At 39.6% G+C, this 24,190-nt stretch carries 9 protein-coding genes; 3 read left to right on the top strand and 6 right to left on the bottom strand.

From position 1 onward, the window contains the following. Nucleotides 1–885: an AraC family transcriptional regulator gene (locus tag ACE01N_RS09915; protein ID WP_380587873.1), complete on the bottom strand. Its 885-nt coding sequence runs from the start codon at nt 883–885 to the stop codon at nt 1–3. A 236-nt stretch (nt 886–1,121) separates the two neighbouring features. Between ACE01N_RS09915 and ACE01N_RS09920 the strand changes: the two genes are divergently transcribed. The 3 genes from ACE01N_RS09920 (at nt 1,122) to ACE01N_RS09930 (ending at nt 7,538) form a co-directional block, all read left to right on the top strand. Next, nucleotides 1,122–2,888, top strand: a complete 1,767-nt coding sequence (locus ACE01N_RS09920; RefSeq protein ID WP_380587876.1) for a T9SS type A sorting domain-containing protein — start codon at nt 1,122–1,124, stop codon at nt 2,886–2,888. A gap of 76 nt (nt 2,889–2,964) precedes the next feature. Beyond that, nucleotides 2,965–4,674, top strand: coding sequence for a T9SS type A sorting domain-containing protein (locus ACE01N_RS09925; protein ID WP_380587879.1), 1,710 nt, complete (start codon nt 2,965–2,967; stop codon nt 4,672–4,674). A gap of 47 nt (nt 4,675–4,721) precedes the next feature. Next, nucleotides 4,722–7,538, top strand: coding sequence for a BspA family leucine-rich repeat surface protein (locus tag ACE01N_RS09930; protein WP_380587882.1), 2,817 nt, complete (start codon nt 4,722–4,724; stop codon nt 7,536–7,538). A 296-nt stretch (nt 7,539–7,834) separates the two neighbouring features. Here the strand turns inward: ACE01N_RS09930 and ACE01N_RS09935 are convergent, their stop codons facing one another. The 5 genes from ACE01N_RS09935 to ACE01N_RS09955 all read right to left on the bottom strand — a co-directional run bounded on the left by ACE01N_RS09935 (nt 7,835) and on the right by ACE01N_RS09955 (nt 24,158). Then, nucleotides 7,835–8,143 (bottom strand): hypothetical protein, encoded by a 309-nt coding sequence (locus ACE01N_RS09935; RefSeq protein WP_380587885.1) that lies wholly within the window; start codon nt 8,141–8,143, stop codon nt 7,835–7,837. Between the two features lie 273 nt (nt 8,144–8,416). Continuing rightward, entirely contained in the window at nt 8,417–10,189 is a 1,773-nt protein-coding gene (locus ACE01N_RS09940) for a hypothetical protein (protein ID WP_380587887.1), read from the bottom strand. Further along, entirely contained in the window at nt 10,186–11,079 is an 894-nt protein-coding gene (locus ACE01N_RS09945) for a PorP/SprF family type IX secretion system membrane protein (RefSeq protein WP_380587890.1), read from the bottom strand. The genes ACE01N_RS09940 and ACE01N_RS09945 overlap by 4 nt, the downstream gene beginning before the upstream one ends. A 3-nt stretch (nt 11,080–11,082) precedes the next feature. Further along, the gene (locus ACE01N_RS09950) at nt 11,083–22,017 is read right to left on the bottom strand and encodes a T9SS type B sorting domain-containing protein (protein WP_380587893.1); all 10,935 of its coding nucleotides are present in this window, start codon (nt 22,015–22,017) and stop codon (nt 11,083–11,085) included. A 470-nt stretch (nt 22,018–22,487) separates the two neighbouring features. Then, the gene (locus tag ACE01N_RS09955; protein ID WP_380587896.1) at nt 22,488–24,158 is read right to left on the bottom strand and encodes a T9SS type A sorting domain-containing protein; all 1,671 of its coding nucleotides are present in this window, start codon (nt 24,156–24,158) and stop codon (nt 22,488–22,490) included. Nucleotides 24,159–24,190 lie beyond the last annotated feature (32 nt).

Here is a 24,190-nt window from a genome sequence, read left to right on the forward strand (position 1 = left end):
TTACAAAACATAACCTCTTCCAAAATAAAAAAGACCATTCACATCCTTCAAATATTTTAGCGGAGATTTTTTTATAAGATTTCTGAATTCCCGGATAAAATGTGACTGGTCGTAATAGTTACAATCATTTATTATATCCGATATACTTATTTCAGGATAATTAATCAGCATTTCACATGCCTTGTTCAGCCTTTTTATCCTAAGGTATTCCTTGGGACGAAGGCCAAGGCGGGATGCGAAAACCCTTTCAACAGTTCGATGACTAATTCCCAGGCTCGAACATATCTCGTCAACTGTATTGCATTCATTGTCATCCAGATATTTCAAAATATCTTTTTCATTTGGCTGCAAACCGTGATCCGGGTTCAAGGTTTTCATAAAAAACAGCTCTACAACTCTCAACTTATCCATGTATGATTTGGCTTCTAATATTTGCTTCAGAAGATGTTTATATGCCGGACCGAAAGCGTCATCAACATCAGGTATGTGCTCGTATAAATCAACAGGAGAACAATGCAGCAAACAAAGTACTCCCAGATTGGTAAATTCAACACTCAGCATTGCCAGTTCTTCAATTATCCTGGTTTTATATAATTTATCGAATGGCTGATTGCCTACAACATAAGCTCTTCTTTCTTTAAAGTCATTAAGTTGAAAGTCAAATACATCAAATCCGTTACTACCATAGTGAAAATGCATCTCGATGGATTCTTTCCCAACCGGATGAATGTCTATGTTTTTATAAGCTGAAAAGCCTTCTGTAAAATAATATTTTCTGATATACGACCTGAGAGGTAAGGAAGGTTGAACTTCCCAATATTTGCCTTCTTCAATCTCAATTGAATGAATAACGTTTAACGTGCCTCCTGTGAACGAACCAAGCATAGAGAATGAGGTAATATATAAATTTAAGGCATTTCATTAAAACCAGCAATTTTTAGAATTAAACATTGGTTATCAATTCTTTATGTAGAATAAAACTAAATAATCAGGTGGCGTGTTTTTACAATACAATCTTCTTTTAACCCCATAACTTTACAATGTTCCAAGCACTATCAGCTCCTCTCTCATAACAAATTACACACTTTAATCCCTTTTATTATCATTTTTAATTTTTAGTTATGAAAACTTTAATTTTCACGTTTTTATGTTGCATTACTTTATTTCAACTAAATGCAATACAAATTAATGTTCCATCACATTACGCAACGATCCAGGCAGGCATTAACGCTGCCAACGAAGGCGACACCGTTCTTGTCGCCGAAGGAACCTACTACGAAAACCTTTTTATTACAGGGAAGGCTATTACATTAGCCAGTGAATTTATTCTTGATGGGAAGTCAACACACATTTCAAAAACAATTATTAATGGAAGTCAACCCGTAAATCCGGCAGTGGGCTCTGTTGCCTTTTTGACAGGTATTCCAAACAGCAATACCACTTTAAAAGGCTTTACCTTAACGGGAGGTTCAGGCTCATATGTAGATCTTTTAGGGGCTTATGTTGGTGGAGCTGTCCTGCTTTTTAACAATGGTGCCGTTATTGAGAATAATATCGTAACTGATAACAGTATTGTACAAAATAATGCAACTTTTCCTGGCATTGGTGGCGCCATTTTAAGTAGCAATACAATAATAATCAGGCATAATAAGATTTTAAGAAACTCAACCATTGCATCTGATATAACAGCGGGAGGAGGCATAGGACTTCTAATTGCGTCCCAAGGTGTTACCGTTCGAATTAATCATAATATCATCTCGAACAACTCCCTTACCTGCACTGAAGGCTACAGCACTTTGGGAGGAGGTATAGAAATTGAAACCGCACACGGTTTCGGTCCTGATATCCAGATAAACAATAACACCATTACAGGAAATGCATTGCATAGTGAAACGAGTATGGGAGGAGGCATGTATATTGAGTTTTGGGAGAACGTACCACCCGATAACAGCACCTTGAATGTCCAGATTTTCAATAATATCATAACCAATAATTATGCACAGGATAAAGGTGGAGGCCTTGCCTTTTTTAGCATGGGAGGAATTACTCAACCTGCTTTTACCTATCCCATTGTTCCCCTGGTAATGAATAACACGCTACTTGATAATAAGGCTTCCGATGGAGCGGGTGTCTTTACTTATGATTTAAACTTATTATTACTGAATAATATTTTATGGGATGAAACAGATGGTGAGAACTGTCGTGAAATTTTCCAGGATTATTTGCCTGACGTTCATTTCAGATCCGATTTAACATGGTTTGCCGATAATAATGATGGTAACCTTTATGCATACAATAACTGTATAAAAGGAGGCGAGGCTGAACTGCAAGGAGCATGGTTTGGTGAAAATAATATAGAAGTCTATCCAAAGGTAAATCCTGCACTCTTCAAACTCCTGCCCAAAAGTCCGTGTTTAGGAACAGGCATAGAATCTGCTCAGATTAATGATGAGTGGTACACGGCACCTGCCTTCGATTTTTATGATAATCCGCGACCGGATGCAGAAACAGGCCTGGTAGATATGGGAGCGGTTATGTCCAATGATTTGAGACAGCTTGGTAAAGGTAATCAATATGGTTGGCAAGCCACAAAACACAGCAAATTAAAAGCAGCATTCATGGAAAACGAAACTGCAGATACTATGGAAACGCAAGTAGTATTACACATCTATCCAAATCCACTTTCCGAAATTGCTACAGTAAGTGTAACAAATAAGGCTCTAATTACAGGCATGGAGTTAATTGATGTGAGTGGTAAGATTGTGCAACACACAGAAAACCTTCAGAATAATACCGTAATCCTTAGCCGAAACGGATTAAGTAACGGGATATACCTTTTACGTATCCATTCAGATAAAATTTATCTAAAAAAAGTCATTCTTCAATAACAAAGGCTATGCGGGTATTTCCCGGGTTATCTTACCCGGGAAATGCTTTTTCATACTCACTTTAAGTCTGCAAATTATGAAATATATACTTTTTGCCTTACTATATATACTTAATTTAAGCGTCTTAATTCACGCGCAAATTATACATGTTCCCGCTGATCAAACCACCATCCAGGCCGCCATTGATGCCTCCACCGAAGGCGACACCATACTCGTAGCCGAAGGAACTTACTATGAAAACATCAACTATAATGGCAAAGCCATTACCGTGGCCAGCCGGTTTATTTTGGATGGAGATACATCTCATATCTCCAAAACCATTATAGACGGTAGTCAGTATACTGATTCGAAAAAAGCCTCGGTGGTTACTATTAAAAATGTACCCAACAGCAATGCAGTATTGGCAGGATTCACCATTACCGGAGGAGCAGGAACATTAGTATCTGTTAATGATAACAATACGTACACCGGAGGTGGTATACTGATTGAAAATAACGGAGCCAGGATAGAATCCAACATTATAAGCAATAATATATTAAAAAGCTACACCTGTGCTGCATCAGGAATCTCTGTCATTTTAAGTGAAAACGACACTTTAATACTCAGTCATAATACAATTAAAGACAATTCGGTAAATTCCAGTAGTATGCCGGCCGGCACAATTGTATTAGTTGCTGCCAGAAATTCAACGGCCAGAATTTTTAACAATACAGTATCATATAATAGAACTACTTCCACCTCAAGATACAAAGCAGTAGCCGGAGGATTATATATACAAATGGAATATTCCCTTGGCGCTGATATCAGGGTATATAACAACGTAATTGATCATAACGAACTGCATTGTCAGTCCACCATGGGTGGTGGCATATATGTAGTTTTTGGAAACATATCTGTAACACCCCTAAGTAACACCCAGGTAAGGATTTATAATAACCTGATTACCCATAACTATTCACAGGATAAAGGAGGAGGAATCGCCATCTGGAATATGGCAAAATATAAATATCCCGCATTAAAATACCCGCCTGATCCTGCTCTGGCGAATAACACATTTTCAGGAAATATAGCCTCTGATGGTTCAGGAATTTTTAACTATGATGCCACAACAGTGCTGATCAATAATATTTTATGGGATAGTATTTCCGAATCCTGTCGGGAAATATTCCAGGACAGCATACATTATTGTTTTCCTCAACCTCCACGATGGTGCACCGATGTCAATCGGGGCAAACTTTATTTATACAACAATGCCATTAAAGGTGGCTGGCTGCCTGGCCAGGAGGAAGCATGGGAAGGCACATGGCTGGGTGAGAATAACCTGAATGCAGATCCTTTGCTCGATACAGCAAATTTTGAGTTATCGGATAAAAGCCCTTGCATAGGGAAAGGAATAGATTCTGTTGAGATTGCTGATTCAAGGTTTTATGCACCTGCATCTGACTTCAGGGATTCATCCATGCGTCCGAATCCTGCCAATACAAGTCCGGATATAGGCGCCAAAGAATCAAATTTACAGTGGCCGGTTTCCATCCCCAAAACTGAGCACCACATAAAGCGATTCAGAATATCACCCAATCCATCGTCAGATATCATACAAATTAAAGTTTCTGACATTGAACATTTCACGTTACGAATCATAGCAATAAACGGCCACACCGTACTTAAAACCAAAATGCATGAACCGGAAAAACAGTTTGATATTTCGGATTTGAAAGCAGGATTGTATCTGATACGGATTCGTTCGGAAGATGTTGTAATTACAGAGAAGTTGATTAAACTTTAAATGTAATAATCTTAAACATTATGTAAAGCATTTAAAACTCATACCCCATGAAAACGCAAATAATATTAATCCTGGTCTGCATCTGGATCTTTAGTCTGATAAACGGGCAGGGTAACACAATAAAACATACAAGCACACTACAAGGCAGTACAGAAGAACCATATTTTTATTTAGATGAAAATGGCATAACCATTAAATGCGAAAACTGCCAGCCCGGCGATACAGGTACAGTAAACGGCATTACCTACGAAGCAGTGGACAGGACCCTCCTGGAACAACGCCGCGATGAAGGGGCTGATCTAACCATTCTTTGCACCTCGTTGGTAACTAAAATGGATAGCTTATTCTTTGGTATGGAAGACTTTAATCAGGACATTGGCAGTTGGGATGTGAGCAATGTAACCAATATGAGTCATATATTTTCAGGATATTATAATTATGCAACTCTTGCAGATTGTAACACAATATTTAATCAGGACATAGGTTCTTGGGATGTAAGTAATGTAACCAATATGAATGGGATGTTTAACCTCAATTACGCTTTTAATCAGGATATTGGAAGATGGGATGTAAGTAGTGTAACCGATATGGGTGAAATGTTTAAAAAGGCAAGAAAATTCGATAAGGATATTGGAAACTGGAATGTTAATAATGTAACAAATATGAGCAACATGTTTGATGATGCACCTTACTTTAATCAGAATATAAGTTCATGGGATGTAAGCAATGTAAACGATATGAGTGGGATGTTTGGATGCTCTTATTGCAATAGTCCTTTTAATCAGGATATCGGTTCATGGGATGTAAGTAGTGTAAAAGATATGAGTTTTATGTTTGCATGCTTTTTTTGCAATAATCCTTTTAACCAGGATATTGGCAGTTGGGATGTAAGCAATGTAGAAGATATGCGTGGAATGTTTTGGGGGAATCATTTATTCAATCAGGAAATTGGGAATTGGAATGTGAGTAATGTAACTAATATGAACATCATGTTCCATAGTGCTTCTTCATTTAAGTATAACATTAGCTTTTGGAACGTAGAAAATGTGACAGATATGGGGGGAATGTTTGACGGAGCATCTGCTTTTAATCAGGAGATTGGAGATTGGAATGTGAGTAATGTGACAATTATGTCTGGAATGTTCTCTGGCGCATCGTCATTTAATAAGGACATTGGGAAATGGAACGTAGAAAATGTGACAGATATGGGGGGAATGTTTAGCGGAGCATCTGCTTTTAATCAGGAGATTGGAGATTGGAATGTGAGTAATGTGACAATTATGTCTGGAATGTTCTCTGGCGCATCGTCATTTAATAAGGACATTGGGAAATGGAACGTAGAAAATGTGACAGATATGGGGGGAATGTTTAGCGGAGCATCTGCTTTTAATCAGGAGATTGGAGATTGGAATGCGAGTAATGTGACAATTATGTCTGAAATGTTCTCTGGGGCCTCGTCATTTAATAAAGACATTGGGAATTGGAAGGTAAGTAAGGTAAACAGAATGCGTGATATGTTTAAAAACGCTAACTCATTTAATCAGGATATAGGTTCCTGGGATGTGAGTAATGTGACAATTATGTATGGAATGTTCTCTGGGGCAACTGCATTTAATAAAAATATCAGTAACTGGGACGTCAGTAATGTGACAGATATGGCATTTATGTTTGATGGGGCTAAATCATTTAATCAGGAGACTGGAGATTGGAATGTTGGAAATGTAACCAATATGAGAGATATGTTCTACGGTGCTACTAAGTTCAACAGGGATATCGGGGATTGGGACGTTAGCCAGGTCAATGATATGAGTGGAATGTTTTCAGGTGCAAATGTTTTTAACAAGGATATAAGTCTATGGAATACAGATAAAGTAAACAAAATGAATTCCATGTTCAGTGGGGCTACTAATTTTAACCAGGATATTAGTAAATGGAATATAAGTCGTGTAGTAGATTTGTCAGGGATGTTTTCTGGTGCCGTTGTGTTTAATCAGAAAATCGGGGAATGGGATGTAAGCCATGCAACAAGTATGATTGGCATGTTTCAAGGGGCTCATTCTTTCAATCAGTATATTGGTGATTGGGATGTTGGCAAGGTTAACTATATGAAAGGAATGTTTAAAGAGGCCACATCATTTAATCAGGATATTGGGGATTGGGATGTAAGAGAAGTGAGTGCTATGAGTGAAATGTTTAAAGATGCCGAATCATTTAATCAGGATCTTTCAAACTGGTGCACCAGAATACCTTATGAACCAAAACAATTTGCGGAAAATTGTCCGCTTCAACAAAATTTTTATCCAGTATGGGGGACCTGTCCAGAGGATGAATCTTCAGTTAAACTTGAATTTTTTGGCCCGTTTACAAATGATAACATTACTTATAAATTAACAATTAAATGCTCAACGCACTCCTACATTTATATTACCGATATAGAAACTGACAAACTAAATACAATAGTCTCCCATAAAATACAAAACCCCGTTGAAGTATTAGCAGATACATGGACAAATATCATTATTAAAAATCCTGGTTTTGGTACGTACTACGTGTATGCTATAGATGATAGCAAAAATATTTCAGCTCCCCAGGCATTTGATATTATGTCAACAGAATTAACAGTTCAGAAAAGGTCTGATAATATAGTTCAACCCAATCCAGCCCACACTAATATCACAGTTAAACCATTTACATTCGGACACTACCACATTAAAATCCTGGCATTAAACGGCCAAACCGTACGTAAAACCGAAATTCACGAACCGGAAAAACAAATTGATGTATCGGATTTGAAAGCAGGATTGTATCTGATCAGGATCAGTTCGTGTGATGTTGTAGTTACAGAGAAGTTGATTAAGCTCTGATGATTACGAATAGTTAGAATGGAAAGGCACAGGCAAACGTCTGTTCTTTTCTCTTGCACTTTTCAATCAATTAAAATAATATTTTTTAAGCCAGTTTCTGTATAATGGATCCAAAAATTCAATTTTTCTTCCAACAATATCAATTATTTCTTTGTCGTTTAGAGTTTTCTTTATTTTGACTACATTAGCTGATGTGCCCAGATTATATTTCTTTAATACTTTTTGCGAAGAGACCTGATCTTCATTATTAACCAAAGCGTTTAAAAAATTAACCTGTTTTACACTTAATTCATCTGTTAGCTGTTGAAAAGCATGCTAAGTTGGAGAATCAAATCTTCATATGCTTCCCTAATAATTTCAAATCTGCACCCGTCTGGGCTAAAACTTAAATTTGGAATAAATCTTCCCAGAAAATATCCTGCATTTTCCAGAATTGTATCAAGCTTTGTGGCTGACACCTGTAAAACTTTTGTTGCCAACAGCTTATAAAACTCCTCTTCCGTGCGGATATTAAACAAATCTATCATGCAAACAACGATATCGTCAGACTGCTTCTGTACCTGTCCGGCAGCTTTATATACCAAGGATGACTTTCCCCATTCCATGGAGAAATCAGAATTGTGTTAATTGAAGATTTAAAATTAGAAATCAATCTTTTAGATTCAACTACCCTGTTAGTATAGTCGTCTTCATCGACTAATTTTCCAAATGTAAAAGGGATCCTCACTTGTGTAATTTTTAACAAAAAAAATGACAGCATCTTACCAAGCAGTAAGTTACCAAACAGTAAGTTTCTTAAAAGTAAGTTGATTAATGGGATCTAATTCTAAGACAGAATATCCGGAAATTTCTCCTTGCTTCTGATATGAATATAAATTTTACGGGATATATAGTATCCTTTGTTTATCATTTACCTGTTCGGTTAAGCCATTAACTTTTAACAGCTTATCCAGCGACACGTTGTAATCCTTAGCGGTTTCTTTCAGATCATTACCTTTCCATACCATTGTGATGTCTTTAACAGGCAGGAAGATAATATCATCCGGAACCTCAAGAAAAGGTTTAACCATTAGTTCGGCATACGTCATTGTTGAAGTGGATATACCAAACCTCTGTGCTACAATGTCGCGGTCTTCAGTAGGCTGTAACTTATACGCTGCCAAAAATTCCGGCACTTTGCGGTTTTTATACAAATATACCACGCCAACATTATTTTTCCCTTTTACACCCAAATCGGATTTTACGGACTGAATATAATCACCTGCAGCGATAACATGTACGTTCCCTTCAGGGATGCCATTATATTCTGTAAGTTGCATCTTAAATGTATTTGCCTGGAAATAGGAACGCATCATATTCAGATCTGCCCCACCTGGCGCAGAGGCAAATCCAATAACCATGGAGCTGGAACCTTCAATGTCTTTCATCAGCTGGGCAATCTTTTTCACCCCAATGGCCATAGCTTCATCAGGACTGTACTGATCGGACTTGAATTCAGGATCATCCAGCTCAACCGGGATAAGAAACGAAAGATCCACAATATTTTCCCTGCTCATTACCTTATTAATGGTTCTAACAATAAGTTTATTCAGTTTAAGCGAATCATTAAAAATATCCTCTGGTTTTTCAACAATCAGACGTTCTCCATAATTCACAAAGAACATTTCCTTAGCCCGTTTCCCCAGTTCCCTGTAAATTTTTATTACATCACTGGAGGGAGGTTCAAGAAGTGAATCCGGAATTTCGTTTACAAGCACCGGCTCTTCTCCCAGATTAAAATGTACATTTTTATAGGTTATACCCGCTTTATTTTCAACAGCCATTAACGAAACCGAATCATCTCGGAATACGATAGCCAACTCATTATCCCTGGTCTGTAACTGTTCAGGAAAAAATAATTTGGGGGCTTCATCTGTCTTGAAATTATAATAAAACAAGTCAAAATTTCCTTGTTCAATCCGGTCTGACGAGAAAAACAAAATTGAATCGTTGTATACATAAGGATACCTGTCATCTGCCGGACTGTTATATTTAAATGGGTTAGCATGACCGGTTTTGGCATCCCACAAAAACAGATCATACCCGTTACCTACACCTTCGAAGATCATTCTCTGATATCCCTGAATATAAGCCGGTGAGTTTACATATGCACCAAACGAATTTCCTTCCCATGGACGAATAATGCGCAAAGAATTTCCCTTAAGATCCACATAATACAGTTGACTCTTTTTAAGGGAATAACTTAATTCAGGCATCAGACCCGATTTCGAATTTCGTCTTAATACCAAGCCACCGTTTTGCGTTGCGGAATTTACATCACCGTCCAGCAAAATCATTTTATGGTTCTTTTCATTTAAGAAATTGGTTACCATTACCTGGCGACTCTCTTTAAATTTTTCACGAAGCATATCATTTTCTCCTGCTTCCATATCCGACTCGTCCAGGTCAGGAAGGTACTTCGCAGAATAAAAAAGTGAATCCCCATCAAGGGTCATTCCTAAAAAGATATCTGTATGCAGCCATGGACAATCGCTCACTTTCACACCTTTTACCGGACGCAATCCAAACACGTCTTTCACAAGGATGGTGTCTGATGCGGAAGCATTGATGAAACCGAACAATAGCAATATGTATATCAGATGTCTTTTCATTTCCGTTCAGCAATGTTATTATTCCTGTTTCTCTCCGGTATAGTAAAATGCAATTGTATTTCGTGGCTTGAACCTGCAAAATTTGCCAACTCACCCACCCCCATCGCATAACTGTAGCCTATCCTTATGAAATCCGATAATTTTACATCAACCATAGCAATGGCTGCACTCTTCCATCGGTAAGACAAACCCAGCCACGCAATATCCTTGTAGAGGAAAAAAGTTCCACCTTCGTATATTGACGAATAATCTCCACGTGTTTTATAAAGCCCTGCCAGTTTCAAACGCCACGCATCATCAAGAGTGAACCAATATGATAAATTGGAATAAAGTGTCAGTTGGTTGGTAAGTTCAGAACCCGTTTCATTAGGTGCTATCTGATAGTACCCGCTTGCACCAAAATGCAGACGCTGCACAAACAGGTTCACACCGGTTCCGACAATGGTGGAATTATAATTGTAGATATCGCTGATATGATCAACATAAGCCGTTGTTGCATCTTCAATATTGTAATCTATCAACTGATATCCTCCCATTATTCCCAACGTGATATACGATGATGCCCCAATTCTGATATCGGCATCTACCGTTAGTCCACCGGTTCTTAAGTCACGATGTCCAAGTGATTCATTGGTTAATAATGCCCCAAATCCCAGATGTTTTGTTTTTAACGGCACATGAAAATTTACAACTGCTGTTGAAGGAGATCCTGGAAATCCGTTCCACTGATTGGTATAAATGATGGTACTGCTGATATTCTTCTGAATGGCGTTGTATCCAGGATTAATAAATTCTATTGACTTTATCAGCTGGTTAAACTGCAACTCATACTGCCCTTTCGCAAGGGTAAAGGCACAAAAAAATATCAGGGTGATCAGTATCTTTCTCATGCGCTACTTTTTAATAACTTCCACATAATTCCTGTACTCTTTCCTCACACCCTCGTCAGTATAACTTACCGTATAATAGTAAGTGCCGGCCGGATAATTTGCAAAATCAAATTCATTCTGATAATTATCAACCTCATATATCATGTCACCCCAGCGGGTAAATATTCTGATTTTATTATCGGGGAAATACTGCAAGCCACCAATAATTAACCGACTGTCGTGCATACCATCTACAACTATCAGGTCAATCAACTGGGCATCCAGTTTAAAATTCAGGTTCGCGGACGGTACGGATCTGAAACTGCTACTGGTTGCAGCAAGCCGGGCAAGTATCTCGCGGTCACCACCAATTTCAATAGTCGTATTATCATCTATCGGTGTCCAGTCGCCAATATCAATCTTATATTCAAGGTTATCCGAAGCCGTAGCTCTCCTGCTGTTCACATAAATTGCACCCTTATCACTTACAACATGTTGTAATTTAACAAATGGAAGTTCCGGCCTCGAAGGAATCACCACAAACTGGGATTCTGAAGCAAAATGCGTCTCGCCGTCTGATTCAATCCGGGCCTCAATCGTTACAATTGAATTATCCTGAATGATATCTGTCAGGTTGAACCAGTCATGGTCAAGCTGATATACATCTTCTCCAACAACGACCTGCATCTCGGTTGTCAAACCTGTCAGCAATTCATTCCCGTAATCAATAACCGGCTTATCCGGTTTATCCGGACGAATAGGTACGTCCAGCATATAACTGGGACTGCTGTAACTGGTATCTGTAGCTTCGTAAGCAAACCATGTATCCTTACCGGGAGACAAAGGAATAACATCGTTATCGGCCTTGTTTTTCACAGTAAATCCGGCATCCAAAGACCAGATCACGGCATCTGATGCAATTTCCATTGTAGTCTCGTTATAAAAATCAATGGTAAACACAGGAGCTTCCGGACGTGCAGGAGCTATTAACGTATCTACATACGACTCAAATGACGTATCGGTTGCATATTGCAGGAACATGATTTTATCACCAGGCTCAACCGGGATAACAACATTTTCTCCCTTCAGGGAATCGGACTGATCCGGTTTGGTCCACCAGATCATTACATCCGGAATGATGCGTGATGTAACTTCATTTTCAAAATCAATTCCCATATTCAGATCCGGACGGGCCGGAATAACCAGTTCAGATATCTGGGACGCTAAAGTGGTTTGCGTAGCCATCGTTCTGAAATAAAGTACTGAATCGGTGTGATCCGGTTCAAGCGGCAGAACTGTAACATCGTCTCCAGCTACAGCATCTCCCATATCATACTGGGTAGCATATTCATCACTGCCACTAACAGGTGTAGCAAGCTGTTCATTATAAAAATCAATCCGATATGTGGGCCCGGAGGCCGGCGGATCAACATACAGGATCATATCCTGATTAAACTCTTTACCTATCTGCCGCATCAGAATTCCGAAATCTCCATCGGAAGAATACTCAAACGCAGTGGTTGCATCGTTACAGTTCACCCAAATCGTATCATTACTTCCTTTCGGCAAAATGCTATATTGCATCAACTGTGATGTTCCGGATAAAGTGTTAGTGAGCAAATCAACGTTGACAACTTCAAAAGACAAAATATCAGTATACGTATATGCCTGGGTTGAACTGGCTGTTTCACCATTAAACCGCTCATTGTCATCATCGGCTTTTACACGCAATTTAATAACCCCGGCATCAAGGTTAATATTCCCGACTTCTACCGTAAAATCTTCAGCTACAGACCAGGTTACACCATTATCCAACGAATACTCATACGATCCGGCATCTCCAATTCCGGTCAGTGGATCAAAAGTAAATGTATCAAACACATCATTATACGCACTGAACGAAGGAGCTTGTGACCTTGGCTTTATGGTAACGGAATTTGGAAGTGATGCAAATGTTGAACTGGTAGATAGAATTTTAAAAACAGCAACAACTTCATTCTCATTCGAAGCCGGAATATAATCAACCAAACTCAGGCTATCTGCCACGGGTTCAAAGTTCCCGCTTATATCCCACTGGCAGCCAGTTGGAACATCGTAAATTATTTCTTTGACATAATTGATTCCAACATCCGGAGTAACCGGCCTTGCCGGAAGAATCAACAAAAGTTTATCCGATGCAAATGACGTATCTGTTGGTACTAATCTGAAATACAACGAATCATTCTTATCCTGTGGATTGAGAGCCAGTCTTGTACCTTCGCCCGCCTTTGCATTCGTCATATCACTGTTATCAGCCCATTCTATTGAATCGTTAAGAATTTCATTGGTTGCTTCATCCGGGAAGTTTATGGTGAACTGAGGTGCATCAGGTCTGGCTGGAATATACAGTTGCTGTATCTCCGAAGGTACCCGCAATGAATCGGCCATCACTCGCAGATAAATAAAAGAATCCTTTTTACCCGGAATAATTTTGTAAGCATTATTCTGACCTGTTATTGCGTCTTCCATATCTGATTTAGCGGATATCTGAATGGTATCAGCAACAGCTTGATCCAAATATTCCGTATAGAAATCAATGGAAAAATCGGGAGCCGGTCTTGGTGTTTCAACATCAAAAACCTCACTGAAATTCAGGATTTTATTTTTTTGCCGTACAAACACTTTATAACCGCCATCGATAGGATAATCCACAAAAGTGGTGTCATTCAATGCCGTGAACCAGTCTCCGTTCTCGCCATCTGTAGAGGTGAGACTGTATTCCATTTCAGTACTTGTTCCGGTTAATAATCCTTTTACAATATTCACATAAACCGAATCCAAGCCAATTAATGCAATGGCAGTAAATGCAACATCATTGGTAGCCGCATCGCTGGCAAAATGCTCACTCCCTGCGGTATTATTTCCTTTCAGTCTGAGTTTGAAACTTCCTACAGGAATAATTATATCACCCACATATATTGTAGATGAGTCGCATTGATTCCATTTACTACCATTATTCACGGAATATTGATATAAACCCGGGGCATCATAGCCGGGTATTGTACTCCAGGTCAACGAATCACCTTCATCATCTATGGACAGAATAGCAGGTGCCTGAATTCTTGGATTTAAAGTCACCGTTTTGTCAGGGGACGCAAATGAATTATCGGTAGCTTTATACCTGACCAGCAACTCGTTTGCCGGTTCAGTAGACGAAGGAACAAATGCTGATATATTTTCACCTTCACTTATCGGCTCATAAGAACTGTTCATATACCACTCACAGGCTTCTTCAATATTTATCAATGCCTCATTTACATAATCTATGCCCGGATCAGGTGCAGCGGGAGGATATGGAGCTGCCAGTTCAAATATAGCAGAGGCAAATTTATTGACTGATGCTTTGGTCCTGAAGAACAACGAAGTTCCCGGAGTAACAGCCACTTTTGCGCCTGTACCCTGAACAGCACTGCTCATGTCAGACATCGAACTGTAAATAATGGTATCTGCAATATTTTCTGCCGTTGTTTTATTCGCAAAATCTATCGTAAATGCAGGAACAGGTGTTCTTCTGTCCGGCACAACCATCTCATATACAGCCGACTCAAACTGATCAATATGTGCCCTGCGTTTAAACCATATATTCTGGGAAGGCGTAACCGGAATAACCGTTCCGGCACCGACATTGTAATTGGTAAACCCTGAATTCAAAGCCCACTCAACATCCGAATCAATGGTTTGATTCGTTGTTTCATTGATAAAATTAATAGTATAAGACAGAACTTCTCTGGCCGGAATAGTCAATGACTGAACTTTTGATGCAACAACATACTGAGACAATGCCGTTCTGATATATGCCGTTGTTCCACTTGTAGTGATATTCAGCGCAGGTTCTGTTACACCATCACCTTTTACAAAACCAGTCAAATTACTGTTCCAGGTCATCTCATCCCCGGAATCCAAAGGATCATTCAACGTTTCGTTGATATAATCTATACTGTAGGAAGGTGCATCTGCCTGTACGGCCACATTATATATCAACCGTTTATTTCCTGTGAGATCTTTCTGTCGGACGTATACTTTAAACCCTCCCAAAATATCATAGCTTATACTCGTATTGCCATTTGAACAGGTTGTCCAGGTTCCGTTTGTTCCATTGGTTGAGTTAAGACTATACTCCATTTGATTTGTGGTGCCCGTAATTTGTGAAGCAATAAGATCCAGATCAACGGTGCTCAAATCCAAAGGAGGTGTCCCGGTAAACGTAACCGTCGATGCATAAGATTCACCTGCAAATCTTGGCTCATCATTATCGGCAGCCAATCTCAGCAACAAATCACCTGCAAGAATCTGCAGATCAGAAGGAACTTCCTGCGTGATATTAGTTGTTGGTTCCCAACTTGTATTATTAATATTGTACTCGTAATCTGAGTACTGTATATATCCAAAGATAAAGCTGTAAGTAAATGAATTCGGGTCGGTGGCATCATTATAAAATACAATTGTTGGCGCCTGCTTCCTGGCAGGAATAGTTAAGACCTGTGCTCCGGACACAAAGGACGAGGCGGTAGCTTTAACCTTGAACACAATATTTTTAACCGGATTTCCATAACCGGGAATATAAGCTGTTAATGACGCATTGGTAAACACATCTGTAAACGGTCCTGTCACATCCCACTGACAATAGCCAGGTACGTTATAAATGGTTTCATCTATATAATTAACCTGAACCGAGGGTACATCGGGCCGTGGTGGGACAATAAGATGAAAAATCTGAGAGGAGTATCTGTCCACGGATGCTTTTTTCCTGAACCAGATATCCTGTCCCGGAGTAAGTGGAAGAACAGCACCGGTTCCCTGGGTAGCACCTATCATATTTTCATTATCTGCCCAATATACATCTGTTTCCACAACTTCGTTGGTACGTTCATTAAAATAATCAATTGTAAAATTCAGATCCGGACGGGAAGGCACGGCTAGCGCAGGAGAAACTGCTGAAGCAAAAGTAGTGCTGGTTGCCTTTGTTCTGAAATAGTAACTGGTTGACGGATCAAGAGTGATCTTTGCATCTGTTCCCGTGGTTGATCCGGTCATATCGGGTTGGGTAGACCACTCTACAGTTGTCGGAACAGGAGCAGTAGTAGTTTCATTTGTAAAATCGATAGAGAATGTCGGAGAAACTGGTCTTCCACTCACATCAAGATATACCGTATTTGATTTTAAGGACACGTCAGGAACAGCAGGTTTAATAAACCACATATCCTGACCAGGTGTAATGGAAACAACAGTACCGGTTCCTGTAGTAGGATTGCTTAAATCTGATGATTTTGACCAGATAGTGTTGCTGTATACGATCTGATTAGTCTGCTCCTGTACATAATCAATTGTTACACTTAATGAAGGTCGTAACGGAACATGTAATTCCGGCGATGTTTCAGATACAAAATTTGACCCTGTGGATTTTACCCGGAAAAAATAATTTGTGTCTGGCGTTAAGGGCAACTCCTGTCCGGTTCCACTCTGAGGACTGGCCATATTAGACTGGTTAGACCATTCTACAGTAGTCGGCACAATCGACTTGGTTTTTTCTGTCACAAAATTCGTTTCATACGAAACCGATGCTGGTCTGGTCGGTACATTTAGGTGAAAAACATTCGATTTATACGCGATACCATCCTGCGCTTTTTTCCTGAAATAAACATCCACTCCAGGGGAAAGTGCAAGGTAGGTACCAGATCCGGATGTTGCACCTGACATGTCTGAGTTGTATGACCATGAATAAGCATTTGTCACCAGTTCAGAAGTATGCTCATTGGTATAATTAACCGTAAAACTGATATCCTCTCTTGCCGGGACTTCCAATGGTGCCGACACCTCAGATTGAAATTTTGTTGGTGTCGCTTTTTCCCTGAAATAATATTTCGTGGAAGGAAGAATTGAAATAACGCTTCCGGTTCCGGTATTGGGATCTGTCATTACAGCAGATAGAGACCACTGAACAGTCGACGGGATCAATTCATTTGTGGTTTCATTAAAATAATCAATAGTGTAAGCTGCCGGTATCGGTCTGGCCGGTACAATCAATTCATAGGGATCAGATGCATAAGACGTGAACTGCTGTGCCTCCTGCATAAACCATAAATTTACACCTGGAGTTACTACAATGGACGAACCGGTTCCATGTTGAGATGAACTAAATCCGCTGTTATCGTCATAAATAACCGTAGATGGAACTGCAGCATTTGTACGTTCCAGAGGGTAATTAATGCCAATCGTAAATACTGGTCTGACCGGAACAGAAAAATTAGTTACTAAAGACGCAAATGTAGTAATTGTAGCTTTTCTCCTGAAATAATATGTTTTCTCAGGATCCAGATTTACATACGTACCGGAACCTGATATTGAAGTTGAAAAGTCCGTTTGGTTGGACCACTCAACGGTTGTCGGAACAGTTGTATTCGTTCTTTCATTTACATAATCTATGCTGTAGCTCACAGAGGAAGGCCTGCCAGGGACAGTAAGAGTGAAAGGTGTAGATGCCAATGAAACGTCAGCAACAGCAACCTGCTTTAAATACATATTTGTGCCTGGCGTAACCGGCACTTTAATGCCAGTACCGTTTTGGGGTGAACCAAAGCTGATATTGTCATCATAAATTACACCTGCAGGAACAGGCTCATTCGTTGTTTCATTGATGTAGTCGATGGTGAAATTAATGGTTGGCCTTGACGGAACAGCAACCTGATCCACCAACGATTTAAAGCTGTTATCCGTGGCCTTTACCCTGAAATAATAGGTTGTATTAGGACTTAAGTCCAGATTATTACCATCGCCAATTGCAGGACTGCTAAATACTGCATTATCGTCCCATTCAACTGTTAACGGAACGGTTTGTTTGGTTTTTTCATTCACATAATCCAGCGTATAATCATTTACGACAGGACGCGCTTTTATTCGCAAACTTTGAACTGAAGACGCAACGGCAGTTGAGGTGGCGGAAGTCCTGATATACAATGTATCAGCAAGTGAACCTGGATTTAATGCTACCGTTGCTCCGGTTCCCTGAACCGGACTGCTAAAATCGGCATTCCAGGAGTATTCATCGGTGGCTGCTATTCCGGTTTTTGTCCTCTCTGTGTAATAATCCACTTCATACGTTGGAGCAGGCAACTGTGCACCCACAGAATAAACCAACCTGTAATTTTCCGGCAATGCAATTTGTCTGATATAAACAGGATAGCCTCCTGCTGCATCAAAGCTAACAACTGTATTTCCGTTCTCAGCAGAGCTCCAGCTACCATCCGTTCCATCCGTGGAATTAAAGCTGTATTCCATGGCAGTGGAGGTGTTTGTAATTAATCCGGAAGAAATATCAATACCTACACTGTTCAGATCGGTAGCAACCGTACTTGAATAAGCCTTGGTTGATGCAAACTCCATTCCGGCAAACCTTAATGCTGAACTGCTTGCTTTTAAACGTACTTTTAAATCACCAATTTGAATTGCTACATCAGACTGTATTGTTGGTGAAAATGTTGTACACGGCATCCATGCAGAACTGTTGTATTTGTATTCATAATCAGATGGATTTGCAAAACCGTTCACAGGTGCAAACGTGAATGTATTGGGTTCACTTACATCGTTGTACGAAGTAATAACAGGAGCTGCACTCCTTGGATTAAGGGTTAGTGTTTGTTGCTCAGAGCGGAATGAACCTGAAGTAGTATCAATTTCAACCTTAATCTCTACCGGAGAACCACCATTGTCCGGTATATATGGCTTTAATGATGTATCATTGGCTAAGCCCGTCATTGATCCGGATGCATCCCATTGTGTGTTGGCAGCCACACCACCTACTGTTTCTGCCACATAATCAATACTAACAGATGGTGTTGCTGGTCTGTCAGGTACTGGAAACGGAACTGTATCAGAGGCAAACAGACTTCCAACATTTTCTTTCCAGAACCATAAATCTGTTCCCGGTGTCACACTTATAGGTGCATCATTACCGTGTTCCGGGGTTGTCAGCTCCTTGTTATCATCATACCAAACAGTAGCTGGAATATTTTCTTTGGTTTCTTCCAGATCATAATCAATACTATAACCTATCACTGCACGAGCCGGTGTTGTTAAGGCAGCCGAAGTATCGGATTTAAAATGTGTTACTCCGCTTTTATACCTGAAATAATAAGATGTTGAAGGATCAAGCAGTAAAGCAATATTTCCGCCACCCTGTGCAGAAGCCATACTACTTTGCGTATCCCATTCAACTGAATCAGGGACAACCTCTGTTGTAGTTTCAGCAGTGTAGTTTATAGAATAAGTTGGTGCCGTTGGACGAATACCGACAACTAACTGAAAGGTATCTGACGCAAACAAGCCGCCACCACTTTCTTTCCGGAACCAGATATTATTACCTGGAGTCACACTAATCGGCGCATTATTTCCCTGAACGGAAGAACTCATTGCTGCATTATCGTCATACGACACATCTGTAGGAATATTTTCTTTGGTTTCTTCCAGATCATAATCAATACTATAACCTATCACTGCACGAGCCGGTGTTGTTAAGGCAGCCGAAGTATCAGATTTAAAATGTGTAGTGCCGCTTTTATACCTGAAATAATACGATGTTGACGGATTAAGTGGCAAAGCAATATTTCCGCCATCCTGTGCACCAGACATATCATTTTGAATAGACCATTCAACAGTATCGGGGACAACCTCTGTTGTCGTTTCTACTGTATAATTTATAGTATATGCCGGCGCTATTGGACGGACATCGACTACTAAATGAAAAGTATCGGAGGCAAACAAGCCGCCACCACTTTCTTGCCGGAACCATACATCTGATCCCGGCGTCACACTAATTGGCACATTAATTCCCTGAACAGGCAAATTCATTGCAGCATTATCAGCATGCCACACATCCGTCGGAATATTTTCTTTGGTTTCTTCAACTCCAAAATCAATAGAATAGTTAATTTCTGCACGGGCCGGCGTAGTTAATGCAGTTGATGTATCAGATTTAAAATGTGTAGTGCCGCTTTTATACCTGAAATAATACGATGTTGACGGATCAAGCGGTAAAGCAATATTCCCGCCAACCTGTGCAGAAGCCATACTGCTTTGCGTATCCCATTCAACGGTATCCGCAACAATTTCATTTGTTGTTTCAGCGGTGTAATTGATTGTATATGATGGAGCTGCTGGACGATCGTCGACAATCAAATGAAAAATCTGAGATGAAAAATTACTGCCATCTGCACTCTTTTGAAGCCAATAATCTGTACCCGGAGTTACGCTCAATGAGTCATCAGGTCCAGGATTAGGAGCTGACATATCAGACATTTCTGAATAATTCACATCTGACGGTACTATCTCGTTTGTCTTTTCTCTGTTATAATTTACAGTATAATTTATAGTAGGTCTTGATGTGATTAGTAGGTCCTGTTGCTGCGAAGCAACGGTATATTGTGTCGCTTTAATTCTAAAAAACACCAAAGTATCAGTATTCCCAACGGCAGAGGATAAATCCAATACCGTTCCGGAACCATCCGTTTTATCGCTCCAGTCCGAATGCCAGGCATATTCTGCTGTTGCAGGAATAATTTCAGCTGTTGTTTCATTTACATAATTAATGGTATAATCCGGAGCTGTAGCTGCAACTGGAATAGTCCTAACAAGTTGGTTGTTTGTTGTATCAGCAGCCTGACGCACGTACACATTAAATCCTCCGGCTGAATCTATAGATAATCCTTTTGTTTCAGGATCATCACATAAATTCCAATTTCCATCCAAACCATCCGTGGAATTCAGGCTGTATTCCATCTCTGTTGTTGTTCCCGTTAATTTGGCACTGTCAATGTGTACATCCACCCCAGAAAGGGGCAAAGCACCAACAGCTGTAAATGCAATTGTTGACGCATCGGCTTCACCGGCAAAATAATCTACACCTGATTTCAGCCTTACCAATAACTGGCCTGCTGCAAGATCTATGGCTCCAACACTTTCAGGATTTGTAGTACACCCGGTAAAAGATGTTCCTCCATTGGTTGAATATTCATAACTGGTTGGATCAGTAAATGAACCAACATACGTCCATAAAAACTCATCATTGACATCATCTTCTGTCATCACCGGAGCCGGATAACGTTTTGGAATAATTAATTTCTGTGTATCCGATCTGAAAGTAGAACCATCAGCTGGAAGGTAAATAAAAGCTGTATCATTGTTTTCAGAGGATTTAGGAATTGAATCAACAATAGATAAGCCTTCACTTAGGATTCTATTACCAGTTGTTGATATCCATTCAAAATTTTCCGTAACATTAATGAATGCTTCAGAACCAAAGTCGATCTGCACAACTGGTGCATCAGGCCGGGCCGGTACAATAAATCGTGCAGTATCTGAAAGAAAATTAGAAGAAGTCGCAACATAATACAACCATAGTGTATCTGAAGGCACCAACGTGATATAACCATAGCTATCTGACTGAATATCAGAAAACAGACTGTCATGTGCATACCTTAGCGTATCTCCATACAAGTCAGCAGTTGATTCATTAATATAATCAATATTAAGTACAGGCGCCAAAGGTCTGGCTTTTACAAGAAGAGTATCTGCTTTTGAAATCACTGTTGTGTCGGTTGGCATGGTAAACAGATAAAGTGATTTAGTAACACCAACCACATCAAGATTGACTGGATTGATGTCATTTCCTGCTATAGAATCACTTAAATCTGCATTCCAGGAATAGGCATCTGTGGAAGCTAAAACTTCATTGGTTTGCTCAAGACCATAATTAATACTATACAAAGGAGCTTCAGCTTTTGCAGGAATAAAAAATCTGGTCGTATCTGCCAATATCGTATCACGTACTATAAGTTCATAGTTACCTGTATCTGGAAATAAAAACGGGGTAGAGCCATCCTCACATACAGTCCATCCATCGTTAATAGTATCTATACTGTATTTCATCTGAACAGTTGTCCCGCTGATCAAGCTATTCTTTATACTTATAGATACAGCAAAAGAATTTTGAATAGTTATCCAAAACAAACAAAACAGAAACAGTATTACTGCAACAGACCTTTTCATAAGCGATTTACCAAAACGACCTCAATTCCTGTTAAAAACTTGTTGACAAGATACGGATATTTATCCACCTAAACCGAAAAGCCAATTTAAATTTTCAGCAATAAAACTTTAGGGATTTGGTTACATCACCCAAGTACATGCACTTTCCAAGGTTAAAGCAATGGAATTAATAACCATTTCTTAAAACGTTCCACTGTATACAACAACTCTGAACCTTTTGTTTGTTCATTCCACACAAGCCATTTAACATTCTCCCCAAGTAAAAGAACATAAAAAAAGCAGGGCACGTATAATCTGTACCCTGCTTTAATACTACGTTATATCTCTATAATAACTACCTGTAAAATTCTTTAATACTGAAGATTTATCTTATTGACCGTAACCGAATCACCAACAGTGGTCTTCACCAGATATACGCCCTGTGGTCTTCCTGTAAGATCAAACGATTCCGCAGAATAATTAAGATTGCGGCGCTCGATGATTTTACCGGTAACATCATAAATATCCACCATACAGCTTTCGTTTTGGGCAGCTTTAATATTTACAGTAAAGATACCACTCGTTGGATTCGGGAAGGCGCTTACTCCAAAGGCAGAATCTTCCGGTTTGTCTTTAAGGACTACATTAAGCTTTACAAAGGAACTTTCAAGTTTAACAAACCTATCAGATCCTTTTAAATATATCGGATTAACACTCCTGACCACCTTCTCACCTGTCTTATAGATTTTGTAGGTTATATAGTCACCTTCTTCAAAACCCGGATCTTCAGCAAATGCTGATGCAGCATTTATAACAGCTGCATTTTTAGAGATATGATCCTCGGTGATCTTTACTGCTCCAACACAATTTTCGCCGTCGTACACTGCAATCTCATCATTTATTTGTAGATCCGACGCATCCAGGTCCAGAATATTAATGTTCATATGATCCAGACCATTACCTTCGTAGACTGTCATGAAATATGTCGGATCAGCGCTTAAGCTGTAAATTTCCTGAGACTTGTTAAACTGAGTTGAGATCGTAAGAGTTACATCAGCATTGACATATACTTCATAACCTTCTCCAGGCCTGCAATTGCCAATATTATTGACCCAGCCACCGTAAATACCCCAGTCTTCCAGGGAATTACCACGCTCATCCTTAACTTTCTCAAGTGTTCCATTATCGATAAGCGACTGAAACACGTTTTTAGCATCCACCTGATAATTAACCGGGAATGATATGATATTCCATCCTGCATGCAGATCGATATCCACAGGAACATTAACCGGCAAACCCCTTAATGCAAGATTACAGTCATTCAATACCTTAATCTTATATCCCTCGGTACTTTTCATATTACCGATATTGTTTTTCCAGCCTCCTAAAGCCCCGAGATCCTCAAGTGTTTTACCTGATTCATCCTGAACCTTTATCAAATCACCTTCGCTAATAAGGCTGTCCAGTACATATTTCATATCAGGATTTTCATCTAAGACGTATCCCGAAAACAGGTTCCATCCTGAAGAGAGTTCGATATTCTGATAAATATCGGATTGAATTACGAGATCAACAAACGATGACTCATTAAATCCGTAGTGCCCGTCTGTCAACCAGGTTGATACATCCTGTCGATAATTGACCCTGGCTACAAACTTTTCCGCCTGATCACTGATGTCCCAAACTTTGAAAATGATTGAATCACCATTGACAAAACCATTTCCTGTTCCGTCATCAAGTGATGCGACCAAATTGATCAGATCGTTATTTGATGCTGCAGCCAGAGTAGTCGCACCTACGCACAAATCGCCACTAAAAACAGCTATTTCATCTCCTGCCTGAAGCGGTAATTTGTCCAGCGTCGCAGTCACAATATAAATATTCATATGACCGAAACCGTTTTCACCATCCCAGACCGTGACAAAGTGATTATCTCCAGTGGTATCTTCTGATGCCGCCATCAGATTTCCAAAACTTCCAACAAAAACCAGATTAAGAATAAACAAATTCCATGTTATTTTTCTCTTCAATAATCGTCCCATTATTTATATCCAAAACCAATATTTAACATTAA

Origin of the sequence: Quyinboa ferrireducens (assembly GCF_042436675.1) — a bacterium.
Classification (GTDB): Bacteria; Bacteroidota; Bacteroidia; order Bacteroidales; family UBA5342; genus JBHJHP01.